At 30.2% G+C, this 20,268-nt stretch carries 14 protein-coding genes, 2 tRNA genes, 3 rRNA genes and 1 pseudogene; 13 read left to right on the top strand and 7 right to left on the bottom strand.

Going from position 1 to position 20,268, the window contains the following annotated elements; translation table 11 throughout:
• The first annotated feature begins 59 nt into the window (after positions 1-59).
• Positions 60-272 carry a tautomerase family protein gene (locus tag CKV87_RS04245; RefSeq protein ID WP_004509003.1) on the top strand — a complete coding sequence of 71 codons (213 nt, stop codon included), beginning with the start codon at positions 60-62 and terminating at the stop codon, positions 270-272.
• 23 nt (positions 273-295) lie between these two features.
• On the opposite strand, the gene CKV87_RS04240 is transcribed toward CKV87_RS04245, so the two are convergent.
• The 7 genes and pseudogenes from CKV87_RS04240 to CKV87_RS04210 all read right to left on the bottom strand — a co-directional run bounded on the left by CKV87_RS04240 (position 296) and on the right by CKV87_RS04210 (position 7,935).
• Positions 296-700, bottom strand: coding sequence for a PAS domain-containing protein (locus tag CKV87_RS04240; protein ID WP_012012581.1), 405 nt, complete (start codon positions 698-700; stop codon positions 296-298).
• A gap of 9 nt (positions 701-709) precedes the next feature.
• Positions 710-1,459 (bottom strand): annotated as a pseudogene (locus tag CKV87_RS11835) (methyl-accepting chemotaxis protein); the annotation flags it as partial.
• A 1,078-nt stretch (positions 1,460-2,537) separates the two neighbouring features.
• Positions 2,538-2,653, bottom strand: a 5S ribosomal RNA gene (gene rrf / locus CKV87_RS04230).
• Between the two features lie 151 nt (positions 2,654-2,804).
• Positions 2,805-5,718, bottom strand: a 23S ribosomal RNA gene (locus CKV87_RS04225).
• Positions 5,719-6,104: 386 nt separating this feature from the next.
• Positions 6,105-6,180: transfer RNA gene (locus CKV87_RS04220), tRNA-Ala, on the bottom strand.
• A gap of 54 nt (positions 6,181-6,234) precedes the next feature.
• Positions 6,235-6,311 (bottom strand) — tRNA-Ile (locus tag CKV87_RS04215).
• A gap of 107 nt (positions 6,312-6,418) precedes the next feature.
• Positions 6,419-7,935: ribosomal RNA gene (locus CKV87_RS04210) — 16S ribosomal RNA — on the bottom strand.
• Together the 16S, 23S and 5S rRNA genes with 2 tRNA genes alongside form the textbook arrangement of a ribosomal RNA operon.
• 411 nt (positions 7,936-8,346) lie before the next feature.
• Between CKV87_RS04210 and CKV87_RS04205 the strand changes: the two genes are divergently transcribed.
• From CKV87_RS04205 to CKV87_RS04150, 12 genes are all read left to right on the top strand, one after another.
• Complete coding sequence (locus tag CKV87_RS04205) at positions 8,347-9,723, top strand: phosphomannomutase/phosphoglucomutase (protein WP_012012579.1); 1,377 nt, start codon at positions 8,347-8,349, stop codon at positions 9,721-9,723.
• A 1-nt stretch (position 9,724) separates the two neighbouring features.
• Entirely contained in the window at positions 9,725-10,582 is an 858-nt protein-coding gene (gene galU / locus CKV87_RS04200) for a UTP--glucose-1-phosphate uridylyltransferase GalU (protein WP_004510886.1), read from the top strand.
• On the top strand, positions 10,582-11,814 hold the full coding sequence (locus CKV87_RS04195) for a glucose-6-phosphate isomerase (protein ID WP_012012578.1): 1,233 nt from the start codon (positions 10,582-10,584) through the stop codon (positions 11,812-11,814). Before galU ends, CKV87_RS04195 begins: the two co-directional genes overlap by 1 nt.
• Positions 11,815-11,822: 8 nt before the next feature.
• Positions 11,823-12,311: a YhcH/YjgK/YiaL family protein gene (locus CKV87_RS04190; RefSeq protein ID WP_012012577.1), complete on the top strand. Its 489-nt coding sequence runs from the start codon at positions 11,823-11,825 to the stop codon at positions 12,309-12,311.
• 1 nt (position 12,312) lies between these two features.
• Complete coding sequence (locus tag CKV87_RS04185; protein ID WP_004510883.1) at positions 12,313-13,224, top strand: AEC family transporter; 912 nt, start codon at positions 12,313-12,315, stop codon at positions 13,222-13,224.
• Positions 13,225-13,349: 125 nt separating this feature from the next.
• Complete coding sequence (locus CKV87_RS04180; RefSeq protein ID WP_012012576.1) at positions 13,350-14,303, top strand: YbgA family protein; 954 nt, start codon at positions 13,350-13,352, stop codon at positions 14,301-14,303.
• Entirely contained in the window at positions 14,300-15,652 is a 1,353-nt protein-coding gene (locus tag CKV87_RS04175; protein WP_012012575.1) for a cryptochrome/photolyase family protein, read from the top strand. Before CKV87_RS04180 ends, CKV87_RS04175 begins: the two co-directional genes overlap by 4 nt.
• Entirely contained in the window at positions 15,639-17,054 is a 1,416-nt protein-coding gene (locus CKV87_RS04170; RefSeq protein ID WP_012012574.1) for a phytoene desaturase family protein, read from the top strand. Before CKV87_RS04175 ends, CKV87_RS04170 begins: the two co-directional genes overlap by 14 nt.
• Positions 17,055-17,081: 27 nt before the next feature.
• Positions 17,082-18,077, top strand: coding sequence for a sensor histidine kinase (locus CKV87_RS04165; protein WP_012012573.1), 996 nt, complete (start codon positions 17,082-17,084; stop codon positions 18,075-18,077).
• Complete coding sequence (locus tag CKV87_RS04160) at positions 18,074-18,781, top strand: LytR/AlgR family response regulator transcription factor (protein WP_012012572.1); 708 nt, start codon at positions 18,074-18,076, stop codon at positions 18,779-18,781. Before CKV87_RS04165 ends, CKV87_RS04160 begins: the two co-directional genes overlap by 4 nt.
• Before the next feature lie 64 nt (positions 18,782-18,845).
• A complete protein-coding gene (locus CKV87_RS04155) occupies positions 18,846-19,916 on the top strand; it encodes an EAL domain-containing protein (RefSeq protein WP_012012571.1) in 1,071 nt (356 codons plus the stop codon).
• Positions 19,917-19,926: 10 nt separating this feature from the next.
• The gene (locus CKV87_RS04150) at positions 19,927-20,190 is read left to right on the top strand and encodes a hypothetical protein (RefSeq protein WP_004510875.1); all 264 of its coding nucleotides are present in this window, start codon (positions 19,927-19,929) and stop codon (positions 20,188-20,190) included.
• The last annotated feature ends 78 nt before the right edge of the window (positions 20,191-20,268 follow it).

The raw sequence follows: 20,268 nt of genomic DNA, 5'->3' as shown, positions 1-20,268 counted from the left end.
TTTGACATAGCATCACTTTTAGTGATATTATATCCAAGTTAAAAAAAAAGGAGATAAAAATGCCAGTAATAAATATAAAAATGACAAAAGAAGATGGTGGAGCAACAAAAGAACAAAAAGAGAAATTATCAAAAGGTATAACAGAACTATTTGCACAAACATTCAATGGAAGAGGAGCTTCAACAGCGGTTGTAATTATAGAAGAAGTAAGCACTGATAATTATTCAATAGGAGGCAAAACCATTAGCCAAATAAGAGAAGAAGCAAAGTAAAAGCTTTTCTCTTATTTTAGGAATTATTTAGTAATTTTTTCTTTTTCGATCAATTCTTTATATAATCTAATATGCTGTTCAATCTCTTCTCTTGAAGCTTTTCTTCTACAAGATAAAAATCCTTTTTTACCATCAGCAATAGTAGTAGGAAAAACTGTTGCATAAACCCAATAGTAGTTTCCTGATTTAGTCGAATTCTTTACGTAACCAGTCCAAACATTTCCACTTTTTACAGTTTCCCATAAACTTTTAAATGCTGCTTTTGGCATATCTGGATGTCTTACTACATTATGTGGTTTACCAATTAATTCATCAACACTATACTCTGCAATTTTACAAAAATCATCATTTGCAAATATGATATGCCCTTTTTCATCAGTCTCGCTAACTAAAAAAGAGAAATCATCTAGTAATATTTCTTTTTCCATAATTATTCCTTAGCTCACTTTCTTAGTTTTTGCATTTTGTACTAATACTTGAGCCATTTGTAATGTTTCATTTGCAATATTTGCAACTTTTGTAGCTTCATGTGCATTTTCTTGTGTTACTCTATCAAGCATTGAAATTGCATCATTAATTTGTTCAATACCTTGTAATTGCTCGTTTGAAGCAACACTTACATCTTTAATAATATCAATTGTTTCTGAAATAAGTTTATTTAAATTATCATATCCTTTACTCATTTCATCAGAAATTCTTTTTCCTTGATTTGCTTTACTTGTTGCATTTTCTACTAAGTCTTTAATCTCACGTGCAGCTTCTGCACTTCTACTTGCTAGATTTCTCACCTCTTGTGCAACAACAGCAAATCCTTTTCCAGCTTCTCCAGCAGTTGCTGCTTCAACAGCAGCATTAAGAGAAAGAATATTCGTTTGAAATGCTATTTGATCAATTACAGAAATTGCCTCATTTATAGCTGTTACTTGAGTGTTTATTTCATCCATTGATAAATTTGTTTGATTTGCTAATTTCTCACCTAAAATTACAGAATTTTTTACGTCATTACTTAAATTTGCCATTTTTGAAGCATTTTGAGTATTGTTTTTTGTAATAGAAGTTATCTCTTCAAGTGCAGCTGCAGTTTGTTCTAAAGAAGCTGCTTGTTCATTTGCTTTTGCAGCTAAACTTTCAACACTTTTATTCATTGTTGTAGAATTCTTTTCTAAAAGATTTCCATTTTGTAAATTATTTTTTGCATTTTCATTTAATTCTTTACCTAAATGATTGATTCTTTGCATAGTAAGTAACATTTTACCTTTTAAAATAGGATCTATATCCATTTGTGAACGATAATCATCTTGTGCATATTCTCCAACTATTTTAACTAATTCTTCCATGTTTTTATTAGTTGTTGCTAGCATCTGATTTACTACTCTTTTTAATGTGTGAATCATAAAATTATTAGAATCAGCATGTATTTGAGAAGTATAAATACCTTGAGAAACTTTATCAAGTGCAATCACAACTTCACCCAAAACATGCATATCATCTTTTCTCATAACATCAAATTTTTCAACATATTTATTTAGTTCTCTTAAGATTTGACCAATATCATCATTTTTTATATATTCAGCTCTTCTAATATGATTTGTTCTAAAAAATACAAAATCCATTAAATCATCAATATATATTTTGATTCTATCAATTCCTCCAACTACTCTTTTTTGAGAGTAATAACTAAAATAAAACAAAGCAATTGCAAAAATAATATTTACTACAATGATTGCCATTATTTCATGTTCACTCAAAATAGCAACTGTACTAAGTATTATAAATCCTAATTGACCTATAAGCATATTTAAGAAAATTCTCATTTTTGTAGGCAGATTTAGAAGCATCAAGGTTCCTTTTATTTTTAAAAATCTGGCAATTATATAATAATTATTCTAAAAAATATATTTTAATATTATTTATACTAATATTAAAATAGAAAATAATAAATAATCCAAAGAAAATAACCAAATATAAATAAAAAACAAGAAATAATGAAATAAAATATGCTTAAAAAGATAAAAGGGAAGGAAGGCATAATAAAAATAAAACTTAGCACTAGATAGTAGAGAGAAGGAATTTTTAATAGTGTGTCAATGTAAGATATGCTGAAACATAAAGGGATAAAAAATCTAAAAAAGAGTACATAACACAATATACTACTTGGAATAAATACAAAGAGAGTAAATAAAGGAAGGAAGTGCTAAAAAAAAGCCTCACCAAAGGTAGTAAGGAAGTACTAACTTAGGAAAGGCTTTGAGAAAAAACTTAAAGAGCTGGCGATGACCTACGTTTCCACAAGGGGACCCTGCAGTATTATCGGCGATGAAGAGCTTGACTTCCAGGTTCGGAATGGAGCTGGGTATTTCCTCTTCTCTAGTACCACCAGCAAGTTAAGTAATAAAAGCAAATAAAGAAGTAATTGATCTTATTACTTAACTCGAAGATTAAGTGTGAATAAAAGATAATGTTAAAGTCTAAAAAATTTCAAACACATATTAAGTAAAAATACTTAATAAGATAGTAAACCAAAGAAATGTATAAAATAAGCCAAACGTTCTATTAGTACTGGTCAGCTAAACGTCTTACAACGCTTACACATCCAGCCTATCAACCAGCTAGTCTTGCTGGGAACTTCAGGGAAAGTTAATCTTAGAGTTGGCTTCGAGCTTAGATGCTTTCAGCTCTTATCACATCCGTACGTAGCTACCCAACGATGCTCTTGGCAGAACAATTGGTACACCAGTGGTACGTTCATCCCGGTCCTCTCGTACTAGGGACAAATCTCTTCAACTTTCCTACGCCCACGGAAGATAGGGACCGAACTGTCTCACGACGTTCTGAACCCAGCTCGCGTACCGCTTTAAATGGCGAACAGCCATACCCTTGGGACCGACTACAGCCCCAGGATGCGATGAGCCGACATCGAGGTGCCAAACCTCCCCGTCGATGTGAGCTCTTGGGGGAGATCAGCCTGTTATCCCCGGCGTACCTTTTATCCTTTGAGCGATGGCCCTTCCACACAGAACCACCGGATCACTATGACCGACTTTCGTCTCTGTTCGACTTGTATGTCTCACAGTCAAGCTAGTTTATGCCATTATACTCAACAAGCGATTTCCATCCGCTTTGAACTAACCTTTGTAAGCCTCCGTTACTTTTTAGGAGGCGACCGCCCCAGTCAAACTACCCACCAGACATTGTCCTGATACAAGATAATTGTACGCAGTTAGTAACTCAAATATTCAAGGGTGGTATCTCAAGGATGGCTCCGACTCTACTGGCGTCTAGTCATCATAGCCTCCCACCTATCCTGCACATGAATATCCAAGCTACAGTGTCAAGCTGTAGTAAAGGTGCACGGGGTCTTTCCGTCTTTCCGCGGGTAGGAGGAATTTTCACCTCCACTACAATTTCACTGGATCCCTGGTTGAGACAGCTCCCATCTCGTTACGCCATTCATGCAGGTCGGTATTTAACCGACAAGGAATTTCGCTACCTTAGGACCGTTATAGTTACGGCCGCCGTTTACTCGGGCTTCAATCAAATGCTTCGCTTGCGCTGACATCATCAGTTAACCTTCGAGCACCGGGCAGGCGTCACACCTTATACATCCACTTACGTGTTAGCAAAGTGCTGTGTTTTTGGTAAACAGTCGGGAGGGACTCTTTGTTGCAACCTCTTTCGCTTTTTGAAGCAAGTTCATATACAAAAGTAGGCACACCTTATACCGAAGATACGGTGCTAGTTTGCAGAGTTCCTTAACCAGGGTTCTTCCACGCGCCTTAGAATACTCATCCCACCCACCTGTGTCGGTTTACGGTACGGGCAACATATAATAAACTTAGTGGCTTTTCTTGGCACGACAGTATCATCGATTCTCCATCTCCTCCGAAGAGTGTCAAGAGCCTGTAAGATCTCGGCCTAATGTTAAGCGGATTTGCCTACTTAACAGCCTACGTCCTTCGAGCCACTATTCCATCAGTGACCTCGATTAACTCTATGCGTCCCCACATCGCGCTTATATGTTGGTATTGAAATATTAATCAATTTGCCATCGTCTACCCCTTTCGGACTCGACTTAGGTCCCGACTAACCCTACGATGACGAGCATCGCGTAGGAAACCTTGGGTTTTCGGCGTTGAGGATTCTCACCTCAATTATCGCTACTCATGCCTGCATGCTCACTTCTATCCGCTCCAACGCTCCTTACCGGTACATCTTCTACGCTGAATAGAACGCTCTCCTACCACTCAATTAAAAATTGAATCTAAAGCTTCGGTGTACATCTTAGCCCCGTTATATTTTCCGCGCAGAATCACTAGACCAGTGAGCTGTTACGCTTTCTTTAAAGGATGGCTGCTTCTAAGCCAACCTCCTGGTTGTCACAGTAACTCCACATCGTTTTCCACTTAGATGTAACTTAGGGACCTTAGCTGTTAGTCTGGGTTGTTCCCCTCTCGACGATTGATTTTATCACCCACCGCCTGACTCCTGTGATTCCACATATAGTATTCATAGTTTGATAGGGTTTGGTACCGCGGTAAGCAGCCCTAGCCCATTCAGTGCTCTACCCCCATATGCTACAACACAAGGCTATACCTAAATATATTTCGGAGAGAACCAGCTATCACGAAGTTTGATTGGCCTTTCACCCCTATCCACAAGTCATCCCAAGACTTTTCAACGCCTGCGGGTTCGGTCCTCCACTGGCTCTTACACCAGCTTCAACCTGCTCATGGATAGATCACTTCGTTTCGGGTCTGCAGCATCTGACTAATTCGCCCTATTAAGACTCGCTTTCGCTACGGCTTCGTACTTGACTTAACCTTGCCAGATACCACAACTCGCAGGCTCATTATGCAAAAGGCAGTCCATCACCCTGATAAATCATAGGGCTCTGAATGATTGTAAGCTAATGGTTTCAGGTTCTATTTCACTCTCCTCGCTGGAGTACTTTTCACCTTTCCCTCACGGTACTTGTTCACTATCGATCTGTAAGTAGTATTTAGGATTGGAGGGTGGTCCCCCCGGCTTCAGTCAAAATATCACGTGTTCCGACCTACTCAGGATACCATTAGAGCTATTGAGAATTTTAATTACAGGAGTTTCACCTTCTATGCTACACTTTTCCAAGTATTTCATCTATCCTCTTTAGTCTCATATCATGGTCCTACAACCCCCAATGCAAGCATTGGGTTTGTCCTAATCCCATTTCGCTCGCCGCTACTTTGGGAATCTCGTTTGATTTCTCTTCCTCTAGCTACTGAGATGTTTCACTTCACTAGGTTCGCTCCCCGTAGGGTAATATAATTCTCATTATATTGGGTTGCCCCATTCAGAAATCCCCGGATCAAAGCTCTTTGGCAGCTCCCCGAGGCTTATCGCAGCCTAATACGTCTTTCATCGCCTCTTACAGTCTAGGCATCCACCATTAGCCCTTAATAGCTTATTAATAAATAACTCGAAAGAGTTATTTGCCTTTTAAAAGTAAATTAATACTTTTAGTTTGATAATATTCTTTGGCTACTATCTTATTAAGTACATTTTTCAATATATCTAATAATTTAGTTGTGTTCTATCTATGTTATATCTATTATTTTCATAATAAACATTTTTAAGATATGAAATTTTTTTTGTTTTAATTATTTAATATTTATAAAAAATCTCTTCTTTATATCTATTATTTAATCTTTACGAAAAAATTAAAGACTTTAACATTATGTTTTTAAATATCATTAGAAACTTACTTTTTATAAGTTCTAATATAAATCTTATATATCTCTATATAAAACTTATATTAGAATTTATTCTTCTTCTATAGTTTATCTATTAATAAGATGGTGGAGAATAGCGGGATCGAACCGCTGACCTCCTGCGTGCAAAGCAGGCGCTCTCCCAGCTGAGCTAATTCCCCAAAATCACCCAAAAAAATATTCATTCTTTTAGGACCCGATTCTAAGATTATTCATGGTGGGCCTATCAGGACTTGAACCTGAGACCTCACGATTATCAGTCGAGCGCTCTAGCCAGCTGAGCTATAGGCCCCTTCACCTATTCATTTCTTATTAGTTCTAAATAATCTTTATAAACTAAATATGTAATCAATCTTTTTTTTTCATACTTTAAGAAACAAATCTTAAAGTATTTCTCTGAAAGGAGGTGATCCAACCGCAGGTTCTCCTACGGTTACCTTGTTACGACTTCACCCCAGTCGCTGAATCCACTGTGGAAGGTAGCTACTTTAGCATCCCCGCTTCGAATGAGTTCAACTCCCATGGTGTGACGGGCGGTGAGTACAAGACCCGGGAACGTATTCACCGTAGCATAGCTGATCTACGATTACTAGCGATTCCAACTTCATGTAGTCGAGTTGCAGACTACAATCCGAACTGGGAGGCATTTTTGAGATTTGCTCCACGTCACCGTATTGCTGCTCTTTGTATACCCCATTGTAGCACGTGTGTAGCCCTGGACGTAAGGGCCATGATGACTTGACGTCATCCTCACCTTCCTCCTACTTGCGTAGGCAGTCTCCTTAGAGTTCTCAGCCGAACTGTTAGCAACTAAGGACGAGGGTTGCGCTCGTTGCGGGACTTAACCCAACATCTCACGACACGAGCTGACGACAGCCGTGCAGCACCTGTATGCAAGTTTCTGCAAGCAGACACTAATCTATCTCTAAATCATTCTTACTATGTCAAGTCCAGGTAAGGTTCTTCGTGTATCGTCGAATTAAACCACATGCTCCACCGCTTGTGCGGGTCCCCGTCTATTCCTTTGAGTTTTAATCTTGCGACCGTACTCCCCAGGCGGTACACTTAATGTGTTAACTGCATTACTGCAAGGTCGAGCCTCACAACAACTAGTGTACATCGTTTAGGGCGTGGACTACCAGGGTATCTAATCCTGTTTGCTCCCCACGCTTTCGCGTCTCAGCGTCAATATTGTTCCAGTAGATCGCCTTCGCAATCGGTATTCCTTCTGATCTCTACGGATTTTACCCCTACACCAGAAATTCCATCTACCTCTCCCACATTCTAGATTAACAGTTTTCAAAGCAGTTCTATAGTTAAGCTATAGGATTTCACTTCAAACTTATCAATCCGCCTACACGCTCTTTACGCCCAGTGATTCCGAGTAACGCTTGCACCCTCCGTATTACCGCGGCTGCTGGCACGGAGTTAGCCGGTGCTTATTCATATAATACCGTCATTATCTTCTTATATAAAAGGAGTTTACGCACCGAAATGTGTCATCCTCCACGCGGCGTTGCTGCATCAGACTTTCGTCCATTGTGCAATATTCCCCACTGCTGCCTCCCGTAGGAGTCTGGACCGTGTCTCAGTTCCAGTGTGACTGATCATCCTCTCAAACCAGTTATGCGTCATCGTCTTGGTAGGCCATTACCCCACCAACTAACTGATACAATACAGGCTAATCTCTTACCAATAAATCTTTCCCTTTTTATCTTTTGATAAAAAGGAATATAAGGTATTAGCAATCGTTTCCAATTGTTATCCCTTAGTAAGAGGCATATTACCTATACATTACTCACCCGTGCGCCACTTAGCTGACAATTATAGCAAGCTATAATCCGTTCTCGTTCGACTTGCATGTGTTAAGCACGCCGCCAGCGTTCACTCTGAGCCAGGATCAAACTCTCCATAAATTTTTTGATTAAATCTCTTTAATCTTTATGTAGTTTTGAAACTGACATATTTTATAATTACTTAAATTACAAAATTATCACTCATGTTTTTTTGAATAGACAAGAGTTTTACTTCTTGTTTTTTTTCTCTTTGTTTGTTTGATTAACATATTTAGTTTACAAAGATTACTTCTTCTTAAACTTCTTCTTTTAAAGATCATAACTTGATTTTGAACTTCGTCTTGTCAAATTGGACGGGAATTATAATACCTTTTTCTTCTCTTGTCAAGAGTACTTTGCTAAAATGTAGCTTAAATTTTTGAATTTGTCTATTTTTTATTCATTACACATTTATTTAACAATTTATTAGATAAAATCTCATTCACAAAAAGATAAATTTTATATCTTTTAAATTTAGGAGATTTATATACAATGAGTGCATCTATTTTTAGGGAATATGATATTAGAGGAATATTCGAAAAAGAGTTAAATGAAGATGTAGTAAAGAAAATTGGTTATTATTTAGCTAAAGCTTTACAAAAAAAAGTTCCAAATGCTGTTTATATGGCTGTTGGCTATGATGCAAGACTTCATTCTCCAACTTTGAAAAACTGGTTAAGTTCAGGAATAAACAAAGCCGGATTAAAAGTTTTAGATATGGGATTAGTTCCAACTCCTGCAAATTATTTTGCAAACTTTACCGATTTTGATGGTTTAAAATGTGATGGTTCAGTAATGATAACAGGTAGTCATAATCCACCAGAATATAATGGATTTAAAATTACTTTAGACAAAGATCCATTTTTTGGTGAAGATATTTATGCATTAGGAAGAGAAATTCTTGCAGATAATACAACAATAGAAGATAATGAAAAAACTATTTTGATTGATTCTAAGAATAGATATATAGATTATATAGTAAAAAGCTTTTCACACTTGAAACTCGAAAATAAAAAATTTGTTTTTGACTGTGGAAATGGTGTTGCTGGTGTTGTTTTAAGAGAAATTCTTGATAGATTAAATATTAAATATAAAATTTTATTTGAAGAACCAGATGGTAATTTCCCAAATCACCATCCAGATCCAAGTGATGAACACACTTTAGAAGACATAAAAAAAGAGTTAGCAAGTGGTGAATTTGATTTTGGATTTGCTTACGATGGTGATGCAGATAGAATTGCCCTACTTTCTCCAAAATATAATTTTAAAGGAGATATATTAGCGATATTTTTCTCTCGATTCATCAAAAACCCTACGGTAATCGGTGAAGTAAAATGTACTCAAGTTATGTATGATACTATTAATTCTTATGGAAAAGCTATCATGTACAAAACAGGTCATTCAAATTTAAAAGTAAAAATAAAAGAGACAAAAGCAGATTTTGCAGCTGAAGTTTCTGGACATTTATTCTTCAATGACAGATATTTTGGTTATGATGATGCTATTTATGCAACATTTAGAGCTTTAGAATTAATTGACCAAAATTTTGATTTTGACAAAGAGTATGAAGCTTTACCAAAAGTTTATTCAACTCCAGAAATAAATATAACTGTAACAGAAGAAACAAAATTTAAAATAATTGAAGATTTAAAAAATGCTTTAACAAATCCACCTGCTGATTTTCCGAAAATCAAGGATATCATCACAGTTGATGGAATCAGAGTTATTTTTGAAAAAGGTTGGGGATTAGTAAGAGCTAGTAACACAACTCCAAAATTAGTGACAAGATTTGAAGCAGATACAAAAGAAAATGCAAAAATCTATGAAGAAGTTTTAATAAATCTATTTAATAAATTACAAGGAAAATAATATGAAAAATCCAATCAAAAAATGTCTATTCCCAGCTGCAGGTTATGGAACAAGATTCTTACCAGCAACAAAAGCAACACCAAAAGAGATGCTACCAGTACTTACAAAACCACTTATTCAATATGGAGTAGAAGAAGCAATTGCTGCTGGCATGGATACAATGGCAATTGTAACAGGTAGAGGAAAAAGAGCAATTGAAGATCACTTTGATATCTCTTATGAGTTAGAACATCAAATTAAAGGTACAAATAAAGAACATTATTTAACTGAAATTAGATCAGTTATTACAAAATGTACATTTTCATATACTAGACAAATAGAGATGAAAGGTTTAGGACATGCAATTTTATGTGGTGAAACTTTAATTGGAGATCAACCTTTTGCTGTACTTTTAGCAGATGACTTATGTGATGCACCAACAAACGGAGTTTTATCTCAAATGGTTGAGTTATATAAAAAATATCATTGTTCAATTGTAGCTATTGAAGAAGTTCCAAAAGAAGAAACAAATAAATATGGTGTTATTGCTGGTAATGAAATTGAACCAGGAATTTATATGATTAAAGACATGGTTGAAAAACCTGAACCAGAAGTTGCTCCTTCAAACTTAGCAATTATTGGAAGATATATTTTAACTCCTGATATTTTTGATATTATAAAAGAGACAAAACCAGGAAAAGGTGGAGAAATTCAAATTACGGATGCACTTTTAACTCAAGCTAAAAAAGGAATGGTTTTAGCTTATAAATTTGAAGGTCAAAGATTTGATTGTGGAAGCGTAGATGGTTATGTAAAAGCAACAAATTACTTTTACGATAAATCAACAAAAAAAGAAAAGAAAGAAGCTGGTAAGAAATAATGAAAAATAGCCTATATTATCCTCAAGTATCATTAAGTGATGAGCAAATTTTTACAGAAATAAAAAAAGAGAGAGATGATATTGGGTACTACTCTCTTCCTTATGTTGATACAACAAACTTAAAAGCTAGACTTGATAGCCTATGCTTTTCTCAAAAACAAATAGCAGTTATTGGAATTGGTGGAAGCACTTTAGGGACTTATGCTATTTATAATTTTATGAAATATAATAAACAGCATAATAAAACTCTAAAAAAAGAACTTTATTTCTTTGAAAGTACGGATCCTGTAAATTTAAATGGAACAATTGCTCAATTAAATTTAGAAGATACTTTATTTATTGTTATTTCAAAATCAGGAACAACAATAGAAACTATCTCTATTTTTAAATATCTTATGTCGATTACTAAAATTGATAAATCAAATTTATTAGTAATTACAGAAGATGATAGTAAATTAAATACTTTTGCTAAAGCAAATGAAATAAACTCTTTTGAAATTCCAAAAAATGTTGGTGGAAGATTTTCAGTTTTATCAAATGTTGGATTAGTTCCTTTATATCTTGCTGGTTTTGATATTGATGAACTTTTAAATGGTGCAAGAAAAATTTCAACATCATTTTTTGAACAAAATGAACTTTATAACCAATTACTAAAAAAAGCAAGAACATATTACGAATATAAAGATATTTATAATGTAAATGCAATTTTTTCATATTCACAACTTCTTGAAGGTTTTAACAAATGGTATATTCAACTTTGGGGAGAAAGTCTTGGTAAAATCGATGTAAATAATACAAATCAAGGTTTAACTCCAATTGGACTTTTAGGACCAGTTGATCAACACTCATTTTTACAACTAATTGTTGAAGGTAAACGTGACAAAACTGTAACATTTATAAAAATTAAAGATTTTAAAGATGCTACAAAAATCGCTCCAATTACATTACAAGGTTTAGAAGATTTAGATTATATAAATAATCTTGATTTTAAAGAACTTATCAATCTTCAAGCAGATGCAACTATTGCGTCAGTTAAAGAGTATAAAAAAGATATTCCAATAGATTTAATTGAAATTGAAGAAATAAGCGAATATGAAATAGGAAAACTTCTATTTTATTATGAATTATTAACTTCTATTGTTGGAAAATTTTTAAGAATTAATACTTATGACCAACCAGGTGTTGAAGGTGGAAAAATCATCTTAAAAGAGATGTTAAAAAATAAAAACTAGGGAAAATCATGGCAATTTTTGGAAAATATGAAGATATAAAAAATCAAATAAACAATCCTAAATTTGAAAAAGCATTTTCATATATTCAAAAATTGCAAGATAAATCTTCAAAAGAGTATAAAAGCCTAGAAAATATAAAAATTGGTGACTGTAACAAAATAGTTCTTGATGAGAGCTGTTTTGTTCTTGAACAAGCTTATGTTTCAAAAGATAAAAAAGATTGCTTTTTTGAGTCTCATAAAAAGTATATAGATATTCAATATATTTTTTATGGAACTGAGATAATGGAAGTTGAGAATATAAATAATCTTGAAATAATACAAGAGTACAATGAGTCTTTGGATTATGCTAAACATGCGCAATTTATTAACTCTTCATCTTTATTAATTAGAGAAAATGAATTAGCTATTTTTTATCCAAGTGATGCTCATATGCCTTGTTTAAAAGTTGATAAAAATGAAAAAATTATCAAAGCTGTTTTTAAAGTAGCAATTTAAAATGGAACAGATATTTTCAAGTTTAATTCCAATTTTTTCTCTTATTGTAATTGGATATTTATTTAAAAAAATAAGCTTTCCATCTCACGAATTTTGGCCAATGGCTGATAAACTAACTTATTATATTTTAATGCCAGCTCTTTTAGTTTTGACTTTATCTAAAGCAAAATTTGATGCAAATAGTATAACTTTTATTTTAGTTTCTATTCTTGCTATATTTATTACAATGATTATTTTGATGATATTTAATAAATTTAGTCCAACAACAAATGATTCATTTACTTCAATTGTTCAAGGTGGAATTCGATTTAATACTTATGTATTTTTAGCATTAAGTGGCTCTATTTTTGGACAAAATGGTTTAATCTTATCAGCTATTATAATAACTTTTGCCATTCCTATTTTAAATATTTTTTGTATTACAATTTTTGCATTATATTCACAAAACAATAAAATTGATTTTATGTACCTTTTAAAATCTATTTTTAAAAATCCATTGATAATCTCTTGTGTTATTGGTGCTTTGATAAATTTTTCAACTTTACAAATTCCAATTAGTATAGAAAATTTACTTAAAATTTTAAGTAGTGCAGCACTTCCAATGGGACTTTTATCTATTGGTTATGCTTTAGTTTTAAAAGAGATAAAAAGTACAAAAAAAGATTTGAGTGTAAGTTGTATAGCTAAATTTGTAGTTTTACCTATAATCATCTATTTTTTAGGAAAAGCTTTTCAATTAGATGAAATAATGATTTCTATTTTAGTTTTATTTGCTATCATGCCAACAGCACCAAGCTCATTTATATTAGCTCGTCAACTTAATGGTGATTTATCACTAATGACAACAATTATAACAGTACAAACTATTTTAGCTGGACTATTTTTAATAATCTTTGTAAAATATTTTGCTTAAATAAGTATATAAATCCTCTACTCTTTCTCTTATCTATTTTTGATATCAAACGCTATAAAGTTATAAAATAAGTCTACAAAAAAGCTTTTTTATATTATAAAATGCAAATAAAAAAAGGCTTTATCATGATTTTAGGAGTTTCATCTTGTTTATTGGGAAATATGTGTAGATACGATGGTCATGGTGCAAAAGATGAATTTGTATTTAATAGTTTAAAAGAGTATTTTGAACTTTTACCTTATTGCCCTGAAAATTCTATTTGGTCAGCACCAAGAGATGCAATTAGACAAGTCTTGATAAATGATGAAATAAAAATATTTACATCAACAAAAGAACCAAAAGATGTAACACTTATGCTCGAAGAAGCCTGTGAAAAGATGGCTTTAAAAGCAACACAAGATGATTTATGTGGTTTTGTTTTAAAATCAGCATCTCCATCTTGTGGAATGGAAAGAGTAAAAGTTTATAAACCAGAAAATGCTCCTTCTGTTAAAAATGGAGTTGGAATTTTTGCAAAAAAGTTAAAAGAAAAATTACCAAATTTTCCAATTGAAGAAGAAGGAAGATTAAATGATCCTTGGCTTAGAGAAAACTTTTTAATGCAAGTTTACTCTTATGTAGATTTAAAAAATCTACTAAAAAATGATAAAAAAATATCTACTTTAATTGAATTTCACACTTCATATAAATATTTAATATATTCAAAATCACAAAATTCATATAAAATTTTAGGAAAAATTGTTGCAAATAGTGAAAAAAAAGATGTTGAAGAACTATACAAAGAATATGAGACTGAATTTTTAAAAGCAATAAATACAAAATCAACTTTAAATAAAACTTACAATATTTTACTTCATATTTTTGGATATTTTAAAAAACATATTACAAAAGAAGAAAAAGCTGATATTTTAGAAAGTATGTATGACTTTAAAAATAGAATTATTCCATTAATAAGTGTTATAAAAATATTTAATATCTATATAAATAGATTTAACATCTCATATTTGAAAACTCAAAAGTTTTTAAATCCATATCCATTAAAACTTGCATTAAGAAGCGATTTAAAGGCATATAAATGAAACAAATTTTATGGTTTAGAAGAGATTTAAGAATAATCGACAATGAAATATTAGCAAATGCAAAAGGTGAAGTTTTACCAATATTTATTTTTGACAAAAACATTTTGCAAAACTTACCAAAAGACGATAAAAGAGTAACTTTTATTTATAAAAGTGTTTATAAACTAAAAGAAGATTTAAAAAGTATTGGTTTAGATTTAGCAATATTTTTTGATACTCCAAAAAATGTTTTTACAAAATTAAAAAAAGAGAACTTTGATGAAATCTTAGTATCAGTCGATTTTGATAATTATGCAAAAAAAAGAGATGAAGAAGTTGAAAAAATAATACCTCTTAGAAGATTTTTAGATTCATATTTAATTGACCCAAAAATTATTTTAAAAAGTGACCAAAAACCTTATAAAGTTTTTACTCCTTTTTATAACTATTTAGAACCACTTCATCAATCAAATCATATAGAAGAGTTTAAAACTGCTACAAATATAAAAAAAATAAATTTTGATTACGATTTTTTTCCAACTTTACAAGATTTAGGTTTTATAGAGCAAAAACTACCTGATTTTTTATATAAAAGTGCTGATGAATTGATAACTATATTTTCAAAAAAGATAAATAATTATCAAAAAAATAGAGATTTTTTTCATCTTGATGCTGGTTCAAATCTATCTGTTCATTTAAGGTTTGGACTTATATCTGCTAAAATGGTTTTTAATAAAATAAAAAAACTACAAGCACCTAAAAAAGAGATAGATTTTTTCATAAGAGAACTTATTTGGAGAGAATTTTACAACTATATCTTATTTCATTTTCCAAAATCACAATTTGAAAATCTAAATGGTATAGAAGTAAATTGGAATGAAAATGAAGAGGATTTTAAAAAATGGTGTGAAGGAAATACTGGTGTTCCAATAATTGATGCAAGTATGAAACACTTAAATAATACTGGGCTTATGCATAATCGTTTAAGAATGATAGTTGCTTCATATTTAGTAAAAAATTTATTAATTGATTGGAAAAAAGGAGAAGAGTATTTTGCCCTTAAACTTTTAGATTACGAAGCTAGTTCAAATATTGGTTCGTGGCAATGGGCTGCTAGTACAGGAGTTGATGCAGTTCCTTATTTTAGAGTCTTTAATCCTTATTTACAATCAAAAAAATTTGATAGTGAAGCAATATTTATAAAAAGTGTTTTAAAAGATTTAAAAGATATTCCAACAAAACAAATTCATACAGAAAACGGTATTCAAGAAAATATATTTTTAGATTATCCAAAACAAATTGTTGGAATTAATTATTCAAGAGATAGAGCAATTTTAGAATTTAAAAGGGCTAATTGTGCAAAAAATTGATTTAACAGTTATTGGAAGTGGAATTGGTGGAAGTTTAATATCTATTTTGAATAAAGATAAAAATCTTGTTTTATTTGAAAAAGATAAAAACTTAGGAGGAACTGCATCTACATTTAAAAGATTTGGAAATTATTTCAATAGTGGAGCTACAACTTTTGTAGGATATGAAGATAATCATATAATAAAAGAGATATTTGATAGTGCAAATTTTATACCTGATTTAAAAAAATCTTCTTACGCTTATAGAACTATTATACATGGAAAATCTATCGATAGAATAACAGATTTTGAAGAGTTTATCGAGAGTTTAAATAGTGTTTTTTTTCATAAAAACAATAGATATTTTTGGCAAACTTTAAAAGATATTGATGAAAGATTTTGGAAATTAAAAGATATTTATTTTGCAAAATATAGTTTAAATTCTTATCTAAAAAGTTTAAAAACAATTGATATTTTATTTAAAGAATATAAATTTTTACTATTTAAAAGTGCAAAAAGTTTTATAAAAGAAGTTTTAGGAGATATTTCAAAAGAGTACCAAGATTTTATAGATGCACAACTTCAAATTACTTTACAATCAACTTCAAAAGATATTCCTCTTTTATCTTTTGCTATTGCACTATCTTATCCTTTTCACAAAATCTTTTATGCAAATGGTGGAATGGGAAAACTTTTTGATGATATGTTAAAAGATATAAATGTAAAAAAAAATGAACAGATAATGCAAATAAAAAAAGAGAATAATTTTTATAGATTAATCTCTTCAAAAGATGAATATTTAACTTCGAAACTTGTTTTAAATATTCCAGTTTTTGAGTGCAAAAATCTTTTTTTAGATGAAGATTTACAAAATTACTATAAAAAATTTGAATTTTATGATCAAAGTGCTTTTGTCATTTATTTAAAAATTGATTCAAAAAAAGAGTTTTTAAATCATTATCAAATCATTTTAAAAGAGAGTATTCCAAATGCAGTTTCAAAAAGTTTTTTTGTATCTTTTAGTCATAAAGATGATGAAAAACTATCAAAAAATGGTTATTCTGTTACAATCTCTTGTCATACAAAAGCTCTTTTTTGGAATGAATTATCAAAAGAGGAATATGAAAAAAATAAAGAGTTTACAAAAAATTTTATATTAGATGAGTTACTAAAAAATATTCCAGATATTAAAAAAGAGGATATTAAAATAGAATTTTGTGCTACAAGTAAAACTTTTAAAAGATACATAAATAGATTTAATTGTGGAGCAACACCTTTAAATCTTAAAAATATTTTTAAAATACCAAGTTCTTTAACTCCTTTTAAAAATCTTTATAATATCGGTGATTCTGTTTTTGCAGGACAAGGATGGCCTGGAGTTGCTTTGGGAGTCAAAGTTTTAAACTCAAACTTATTTAGATAAAATGATTAAAATACTTAAAGGTTTTAGATGTTAAATAATGAATTAAAAATATCTTTAAAAGATTGGACAAATATTTTAATAATTGGAATATTATTTGGTTTTTTTCAATCTTTAATTTTTTATTTTTTAAATCAAAATCTACAAACTTTTTCAACAATTATCTTTAGTATAAGTACAGCTTTTTTTATAACTATTTTTGCAATTATTCTAATAACTCTTTCAAATAGTTTTATTCTTCCAAAAATAAAAAAGAGTTTTTGGACGATACTTAGCTTTTTTTTCTCTTTTTTATCTGGATTTTTAGGTTTTATTTTAACATATTTTATTTTTTCTAAATTTGATATAGAAGTAATAATTTTTATAAGCGATTTTTGGTTAAATATCTCAATTGTTGTTGGTTTTTTAACTCTTTTAATAGCATTAATTCTACATCAATTTGTATTTTTGAAAAACAAAAATAATCAAATACAAAAAGAGATTTTAGAATCAAAATTAAAATCTTTGGAAAATGAGCTAAATCCACATTTTTTATTTAATGCTTTAAATTCAGTTTCTCAATTAATATATATTGATAAGAAAAAAGCAGAAGATGCCGTTTTACAACTATCTAAGTTTCTAAGAAATGCGATAAATAAAGAGAGTTTAGTTTATCTTGAAAATGAGATTTTTATGGTACAAACTTATGTAAATATAGAAAATATAAGGTTTGATAATAAAATTGTTTTACATATTGATGATTACAATGATTTTAAACTTGTAAAAATACCAAAATTTTCTATTCAGCTTTTAGTTGAAAATAGTATAAAACATGGTTATTTAGGAAAAGAGTTAAATATTTTTATTACATTTGAAAAGAATCTGATAAAAGTTTCAAATGATGGTAAAAAAAATTCAAATATAAAATTTAAAACAGGATTATCAAACTTAGAAAATAGATTAAGGTTATTAAATATTGGTGAACTTCATTTTTTAATAGAAAATGAGAATATGACTTTTTGTATTATTTTAAAGGATAAGAAATGAAAGTATTAATTGTAGATGATGAAAATTTAGCATTAGGAAGACTAAAAAGAGTTCTAAATGATAACAATGTTTTTGATATTGTAGAGTTTAATGATCCACTTGAAGCTATAAAAGAGATATCAAAAACTAAATTTGATGTAGCATTTTTGGATATTTCTATGCCAAATTTTAGTGGATTAGAGTTAGCGGAACTTATATTAAAACTTGAACCAAAAACATTTATCGTATTCCAAACTGCTTATGAAGAGTATGCTTTAGATGCTTTTAAAAAAGGTGGAATGGGATATTTGCTAAAACCTGTTGAAGATAGTGAACTAAAAAAGATTTTACAAAGAATTTCAATTTATAAAGAAGAAAAAAATATTTCAAAAAAGATTTTAGGAAAGGTTTCTGATAAAATATATTTAGTTGAAACAGATGAAATCTTTTATATAAAAGCTGATTTAGACGAGATTATCATAAGAACAAAAGATAATTTTGTTTATGCAAAAAAGAAAATTGGTGATATTGAAGAGATATTAAAAGATAAAAACTTTTTTAGAGTTCACAGATCATATATAGTAAATGTTGATAAGATAAAGTCTATAAAAAGCATTGAACAATCAAAATTAGAGATATTTTTTAATGGAATTGATGAATTCATAGTTAGTTCAAAAGATGGAGCAAAAGATTTTAGAGAATACTTGGATAAAAAAAGTATATAAATTGGCATAAAAATAGTACCAAAAATTTTAAATTCTACTAAAATTTTAAAAAAGAGGAGTAAATATGCCTACATCATCTTGCATAAAATGCCAGACTTTACCAATATTAAAAGATAGTGAATCAAATCTAATTTTTGGTTTTGAAGTTATTGAATTATGCACAAAATTTAAAAATTTTTTAGATGACAATAATATTAATTATTTTAAAGAGGATAGTTTAACTATTGTTATTAAAACTTCTTCTTTTATTGATTTTTTAAGCAATCTTCTTTCAAAAAATATTTTTAAAAAACATGAAAGAGAAGCTATTTATATACTTAGTTTAAATGAAAATGAAAAACTTGATTACTCAAAAATTAAAAATGTAAAAAGTTTAGAAAAATATAAAAACCAAATTTCTGCACAAGAACTTTCATCTTTACTTTCAAAAGGTGGATTAACTACACATTTTCAACCAATTTTAGATGTTAAAACTAATACAATTTATGGTTATGAAACTCTTGCTAGAGGTGTAAATGAAGATGGGACTTTAGTTTCACCAAACAAACTTTTTACTTGGGCAAAAGATGGAGATATGCTTTTTTATTTAGATAGAGCTTGTAGAGAGAATTCTTTAAAAACAGCTGCCATTAAAAATATTAGAGCAAAAGTTTTTATAAATTTCATTCCAACAGCAATTTATGACCCAAATCACTGTTTACAATCAACTGTGAAATGGGCGAATTCTTTAGAGTTTGATCCTAAAAATGTAATATTTGAAGTTGTTGAAAGTGAAAACATAGAAGATATTGAACATTTGAAGAATATTTTAAACTTTTATAAGTCAAAAGGTTTTATGATTGCTTTAGATGATGTTGGAAGTGGTTATTCTTCTTTAAATATGATAGTTCAACTTTTACCTGATATTGTAAAAGTAGATAGAGAAATAATTAAAGATATTTATAAAAATAAAGCAAATCAATCTGTTTTTACAGCAATTGTAAATATTGCGAAAGAGAACAATATTGTTGTTTTAGCTGAAGGTATAGAGACTAAAGAGGAGTATTTATACTTAAAAGAAAATGGTGCTTCATTGGCTCAAGGTTATTACTTTGCAAAGCCATCTGCGGAGCCAATTAGAAAAATCAAATTTTAAGGAGCAAAAAATGTTAAAAGAAATATTATTTACAAGTCTTGGTGGAGCTTTACTTTTAAAAGAGCGTGTTGAAGAAGAGTTAAAAACTCTTGAAGAAAAAGGAAAAATCAAAACAGATGATGCAAAGAGTTTCTTAGAGTCTTTAGAAAAAAAAGGAAAAGATGAAGATGAAAGAATCAAAACGAAAATAAAAGATATGTTTAAAGAAGTTTTAGATGAACTAGGAGTTGCTACAAAAGCAGATTTAGAGAAGTTAAAACAGGATTTAAAATAAAAACTTTTTTTATATATCTAAAACTTTTTTCACCTTTTAGAATCTATTTAATTTTTAGATTTTTATTATCTCTTTTTT

This window comes from Aliarcobacter butzleri (genome assembly GCF_900187115.1).
GTDB lineage: Bacteria > Campylobacterota > Campylobacteria > Campylobacterales > Arcobacteraceae > Aliarcobacter > Aliarcobacter butzleri.
This window is presented reverse-complemented; position numbering and strand designations above follow the sequence as displayed.

Excerpts from the sequence above, each read along its gene's own strand:
- CKV87_RS04190 (WP_012012577.1), top strand. The coding sequence starts at position 11,823 with ATGGCAATTTTTGGAAAATATGAAGATATAAAAAATCAAATAAACAAT.
- CKV87_RS04185 (WP_004510883.1), top strand. The coding sequence starts at position 12,313 with ATGGAACAGATATTTTCAAGTTTAATTCCAATTTTTTCTCTTATTGTA.
- CKV87_RS04175 (WP_012012575.1), top strand. The coding sequence starts at position 14,300 with ATGAAACAAATTTTATGGTTTAGAAGAGATTTAAGAATAATCGACAAT.
- CKV87_RS04240 (WP_012012581.1), bottom strand. The coding sequence starts at position 700 with ATGGAAAAAGAAATATTACTAGATGATTTCTCTTTTTTAGTTAGCGAG.
- CKV87_RS04195 (WP_012012578.1), top strand. The coding sequence starts at position 10,582 with ATGAAAAATAGCCTATATTATCCTCAAGTATCATTAAGTGATGAGCAA.
- CKV87_RS04165 (WP_012012573.1), top strand. The coding sequence starts at position 17,082 with ATGTTAAATAATGAATTAAAAATATCTTTAAAAGATTGGACAAATATT.
- CKV87_RS04245 (WP_004509003.1), top strand. The coding sequence starts at position 60 with ATGCCAGTAATAAATATAAAAATGACAAAAGAAGATGGTGGAGCAACA.
- CKV87_RS04160 (WP_012012572.1), top strand. The coding sequence starts at position 18,074 with ATGAAAGTATTAATTGTAGATGATGAAAATTTAGCATTAGGAAGACTA.
- CKV87_RS04205 (WP_012012579.1), top strand. The coding sequence starts at position 8,347 with ATGAGTGCATCTATTTTTAGGGAATATGATATTAGAGGAATATTCGAA.
- CKV87_RS04155 (WP_012012571.1), top strand. The coding sequence starts at position 18,846 with ATGCCTACATCATCTTGCATAAAATGCCAGACTTTACCAATATTAAAA.
- CKV87_RS04180 (WP_012012576.1), top strand. The coding sequence starts at position 13,350 with ATGATTTTAGGAGTTTCATCTTGTTTATTGGGAAATATGTGTAGATAC.
- CKV87_RS04150 (WP_004510875.1), top strand. The coding sequence starts at position 19,927 with ATGTTAAAAGAAATATTATTTACAAGTCTTGGTGGAGCTTTACTTTTA.
- galU (WP_004510886.1), top strand. The coding sequence starts at position 9,725 with ATGAAAAATCCAATCAAAAAATGTCTATTCCCAGCTGCAGGTTATGGA.